This is a genomic window from Wohlfahrtiimonas larvae (assembly GCF_002006755.1).
Classification (GTDB): domain Bacteria; phylum Pseudomonadota; class Gammaproteobacteria; order Cardiobacteriales; family Wohlfahrtiimonadaceae; genus Wohlfahrtiimonas; species Wohlfahrtiimonas larvae.
On the sequence record NZ_MVDO01000166.1, the window covers coordinates 1 to 5,239 of the forward strand.

Genomic DNA, 5,239 nt, shown 5'->3' on the forward strand with positions numbered 1-5,239 from the left:
AACCGATGAAGCATTCTCATTAATGACAACATTGCCGAAAGAGAAGCAAAAATCCCTTTTTCTAAAAATATCGACCTTAGTACATTCATATTGGGTAATCGGTACTATTTTAGGCGTTTTGGCTGGGCATCAATTAGGAAAACTGATTCCAAACTTAGAATTTGCCTTAACCTGCTTATTTGTTATTTTATGGTATGAGCAATGGCAACAGAAGAAAGTCTACTTCCCTGCACTAATTGCTATTCCTGCATTTCTGTTTGCCTATTTGCTATTCCCAAAAATATTATTGATTGGAGCATTAACCATTGCCATCATTGGTATTATGATTCATTATTTTTCCTTTAAGAGAGCTGAGTAAATGTTATCGACCCCATTGTTATTGATTGGTATTATTTTAATGGGCATGATTACACTAATTTTAAGAGCCTTTCCAACAATAGTTCCCCAAAGATTATTAAGACAGCGCTGGTTATTAGCTTTAAATTTTGCGTTGCCAATGGCGGTGATGACCATTCTCATTATGGCTAGTCTCAACCTATTCACAGAACAATTTACAATGACACGTTTCAGCGCTGAAATTATAGCACTTGTCTTTGTCTTATTATCGTACATTCGTTGGCGCAATGTTTTTATTAGCTTAGCAGTTGGCATTGGCTCTCTGAATGGTTTATTAATATTGTTACAATAAATGGAAAAAATTTGGCGTAACCGCACAATTTGATTACAATTATTTCTTTCCGCAATCTAAAAGGAATGCACACCATGTCTGAGTTTACCGCTTCATCTGTTCTAGAATTTATCGCTGAAGAATCTGTCGAATATGTCGATTTTCGCTTCACAGATCTTAAAGGTTTAGAGCATCATTTAACTGTTCCTGCACATCAAGTTGACGAAGATGTTTTCGAAGAAGGAAAAATGTTCGATGGCTCAAGTTTTCAAGGATGGAAAGGTGTAGAAGATTCAGACATGATTTTGATGCCAGATCCTAAAACTGCACGCATCGATCCTTTCTATAATCGCAAAACATTAATGTTGTACTGTGATATTGTGGAACCTTCAACCTTACAATATTACCAACGTGATCCTCGTTCAATTGCAAAATTGGCACAAAACTATTTAGTTTCAACAGGCATTGCAGATGCTGCATTTTTTGGCCCTGAAAACGAATTTTTTGTTTTTGAAAACGTCTCATACAGCACACAAATGGGTAATGTTGGCTATGTTGTAGATGTGGAAGAAGCACCATGGAACAGCGACCAAATGGAACAAAACTTAGCACATCGTGGTGGCGTTAAAGGCGGATATTCTCCATTAGCACCGATTGATCGTTTACATGAATTACGTTCTGAAATGTGTGAAATGATCGAAGCTTTGGGCATTCCTACAGAAGTTCATCATCATGAAGTTGCAGTTGGTCAATGTGAGATTGGTGTGAAATTCAATACACTAGTTGCTAAAGCTGATGAAACTCAATTGTTAAAATATGCAATCAAAAATACAGCGCATCAATATGGAAAAACAGCGACATTCATGCCGAAACCAATTCATGGTGACAATGGCTCAGGTATGCACGTTCACATTTCGTTGATGAAAGATGGTAAAAACCTATTCACAGGTGAAAATTATGCAGGTTTATCAGACACTGCGCTGTATTTTATTGGTGGAATTATTAAACATGCTCATGCTTTAAATGCATTTACCAATCCTTCAACTAATAGCTACAAACGTTTAGTACCACATTACGAAGCGCCAGTAATGCTAGCTTATTCAGCTAAAAATCGTTCAGCGTCTATTCGCATTCCTTTCATCAATAATCCTAAAGCACGTCGTATTGAAGTTCGTTTCCCTGATTCAACAGCGAATCCATACTTAGCATTCACAGCATTATTAATGGCTGGTTTAGATGGCATCCAAAATAAAATTCACCCAGGTGAAGCAATGGATAAAGATCTATATGATTTACCCAAAGAAGTTCAACAAGACATTCCACAAGTATGTTTCAGCTTGAAAGAAGCTTTAGATGCTTTGGATACGGATCGTGCATTCTTGAAGCAAGGCAATGTATTCAATGATGATTTTATCGATGCTTACATCAATTTAAAAATGAAAGAACATGAACGTGTAAATTTAATTCCACATCCTGCAGAATTTGAGTTATATTACGCGATCTAGTTCACCTAGATAAATGATTCATAAAGGCGTCTAAATATATATTTGGGCGCTTTTTTATTTGATTGCCTTTAAACATGGCAATACAATCAAATTAACAATAACTGCTAAACATAAAATGGGCAGTAAATCATTCTGATCCAATATTCCACTGCCAAGCCACATTGATGGAATCATAAATGCCATGGATGAAAATAGATTATTTAGAGCAGATTGTAGTGAGTTGAATCCACCTCTCTGTTCTGCTTTGGGAATACTTGCAGTCCAAATCGAGATTAAAATTAATCTCAAATATGCTGCAAACATCATGCTGAACATAAAACTATAAGCAAACCATAAGCTATTTTCAATCAATAAAAACAAATACGCCATGCTGAGCATTAATATCATTGTGCTCCATACTGCTAGAGTTTTGGTGGAAAATTTATCATGCACCCAACTCGCAAATTTTGCCCCCAATAATGCACCTAATCCACCCACAAAAAATAACCAAGGTAAATGTTGTGTCGATAAATGCAAAATATCTATAAAAATTAGCACTAATAAAGGAATCAAAATCAATGAACCAAAATTGGATAAACCTGTTGATGCTGCACCTAATAAGATTTTTTTATTTATTAAGCCTTTAAGCAAATCATGGGCACTTTTAATCTCAAGATTTAGCTCCATGCTAGGGATAAAGCTATAAACCAATCCACCACAGATGATGCACAGCATCCCCAAAATATAAAAAGTAATGTGCCAACTTAATGCATTAGTGACCCATAACATCAATGGCAAGCCAACAATGCTCACCATAGGAAAAGCTGACAAGACAATGGCAATCACTTTGCCTCTCGCACTCTCAGGCGTTGTATCTAACAATACTGCCATCGCAACACCCAATGAAATACCACCAAATAGTCCTGTCACTAATCGAATAACTAACACATAGCTGAATGACTGTAAAAAAGGTACAGCTAAAGTTAGTGCGCCAATGAATAATAGGCAGCCCCATAAAATACGGTGCTTATTGAATCGATCAATAAATACAAAGCTAAATAACCCTGAGATGACAGATGAAACGGTATAAGCACTGGCAACATAGCCTGCATAACCCACAGAAGTTTGTAAATCACTAGCCATGAAAGGGAAGATAGGATTCACCATCATATATTCCAAGGCATTCGCAAATTGCACAATGAAGATAATCATAGCGATGACGATTATTTTATTATTTTGAGGAATCAACACAACCAACCCAATAAAAAGAAAAACTCAGTCTAATTTATTCATATAATGATAACTAGATAGCGATATTTGGTTTTATTCTTATCAAAAACAGGATAATGAACTGTATGAATTTAAATGCATTGAAGATTTTTGTGGCTGTGGTTGAGCATGGTAGCTTTATAGGTGCATCACGCACTTTAAATATACCATCGTCTAATATTAGCCGAGCTGTGACTCAATTAGAACAACAATTGCAATGCCAGCTATTGATACGAAGTACTCGTCAATTGCGTTTAACAGAATTTGGTGATGTATTATTTACATCAGCCAAACCTCTAATCAATGGTGTTAATGAAGCACAGTCACAATTAGCTGCTATGCAGAATACATTAGTCGGTCAACTATCTATTTCTATTCCTAATGAATCAGGCCCGATGTTATTAGGTGAGGCTTTGATTGAATTTGCCCTTAAACATCCTGATCTACAGATGAAAATTCAAACCAATTTTTTAGGTTTAGAAAATTTACACAATAATGCAGATCTCGTCCTATTCTTTCATCGCGGTGAAGTAAGTGATAGTACAATGATCATTAGAAAAGTCTGTTCTTTTGAAAGTATTGTTGTGGCTTCACCTAAGTTACTCAAAAAAATTCAAACACCTAAAAATACCCAACAATTGTTGCAAGTGCCTTGTATTACGACATCAACTATCCTTAACCAGAAGCCTTGGCTATTTTGCAATGCACAGGGCGGTTACGATATTCTCAATGTCTCAGGTAAATTCTGTGTTGATAGTGGCATGCTTGCCAAAGAAGCAGCGCTGAAGGGTTTAGGATTAGCAATCCTAGCTAAACAAGCATGCCAAAGCGAGCTAGATCATCAGCAATTAATTGCCATTGAACTAGATCAACAACCTGCTGCGCTTGATTTACTCTTAGCTTATCCTAGTCGTAAATATGCATCAGCATCTGTGCGAGTACTAATTGATGCATTAATGCACCATTGTAAATATGATGTAAATATATTATTTCATTAAAAAATAATGCTATGCTAAATATTCTCAAGATTAGATAGCTACAAGGCAATTATAGTCGATATGAAAATTTTCAGATTAAACATCATTAGCATATTTATCCTGCTATTCAGTTGGTCTATTTTTCTCTCGCCTACATTTGCTATTAATTTAGATGATCCCGGCCAACACAAAGTATCTATGCAGTTAATCCCCTGCCTTGATGAGACTTGTCATCTACAATCCTCCCCAAACTGTACACAACACTGTGAAGTTACATCTGTTATTTCTGAATCATTTTTTTATAAAGAGCTTTCTCTCCCAAACTCCCCGAAGCTCGTTATGGATGATCAGAGAGTCCAACAGATTTATACAGTGGTTGAACTCAAACCTCCTATCAAAAATTATATGTAGTTTAGGTTCCCCATTCTATATACGTATATTTGAATAAGGTTTGAATATGTTAAATCATAAAAATAAGATTATTGCATCAACACTTGCAGCAACCGTTGCAATGTTTACACCAAGCTTCGCAACACCTGATCCAAAGAACATGCCAGAAATGACTTTATATAAAGATCCTAATTGTGGCTGTTGCACAGCTCATGCAGATTATCTCAAGGAAAATGGCTTTAAAGTTACGATGATTGATCACCCAAACATCGTAGAAATTAAACAGCAATATGGCACATTACGTGGTGCTAGTTGTCATACAATTGTGATGGATGGATATGTGATTGAAGGACATGTTCCCGTAGCATCAATTAAAAAACTTTGGGCAGAACAGCCTGATATTAAAGGCATTGCATTACCAGGCATGCCATATAACTCACCGGGCATGGGAC

Annotated in this window: 5 protein-coding genes and 1 pseudogene; 5 read left to right on the forward strand and 1 reads right to left on the reverse strand. The window is 36.2% G+C overall.

The genetic code is table 11. The features are described from left to right. From BZK14_RS09275 to glnA, 3 genes and pseudogenes are all read left to right on the forward strand, one after another. Positions 1–358, forward strand: a pseudogene (locus tag BZK14_RS09275) (AzlC family ABC transporter permease); the annotation flags it as partial. Beyond that, entirely contained in the window at positions 359–688 is a 330-nt protein-coding gene (locus BZK14_RS09280; RefSeq protein WP_077926226.1) for an AzlD domain-containing protein, read from the forward strand. It begins immediately after the preceding pseudogene. 74 nt (positions 689–762) lie between these two features. Then, entirely contained in the window at positions 763–2,172 is a 1,410-nt protein-coding gene (gene glnA / locus BZK14_RS09285) for a type I glutamate--ammonia ligase (RefSeq protein WP_077926227.1), read from the forward strand. Between the two features lie 54 nt (positions 2,173–2,226). Here glnA and BZK14_RS09290 read toward each other — a convergent pair whose 3' ends face one another. Beyond that, a complete protein-coding gene (locus BZK14_RS09290; RefSeq protein ID WP_077926228.1) occupies positions 2,227–3,402 on the reverse strand; it encodes an MFS transporter in 1,176 nt (391 codons plus the stop codon). 104 nt (positions 3,403–3,506) lie between these two features. On the opposite strand from BZK14_RS09290, the gene BZK14_RS09295 reads away from it, so the two are divergent. Both BZK14_RS09295 and BZK14_RS09305 read left to right on the forward strand, forming a co-directional pair. Beyond that, positions 3,507–4,418 carry a LysR family transcriptional regulator gene (locus tag BZK14_RS09295; protein WP_171973688.1) on the forward strand — a complete coding sequence of 304 codons (912 nt, stop codon included), beginning with the start codon at positions 3,507–3,509 and terminating at the stop codon, positions 4,416–4,418. A gap of 436 nt (positions 4,419–4,854) precedes the next feature. Continuing rightward, on the forward strand, positions 4,855–5,239 hold a 385-nt coding region (locus BZK14_RS09305), incomplete at its 3' end, for a DUF411 domain-containing protein (protein ID WP_077926231.1).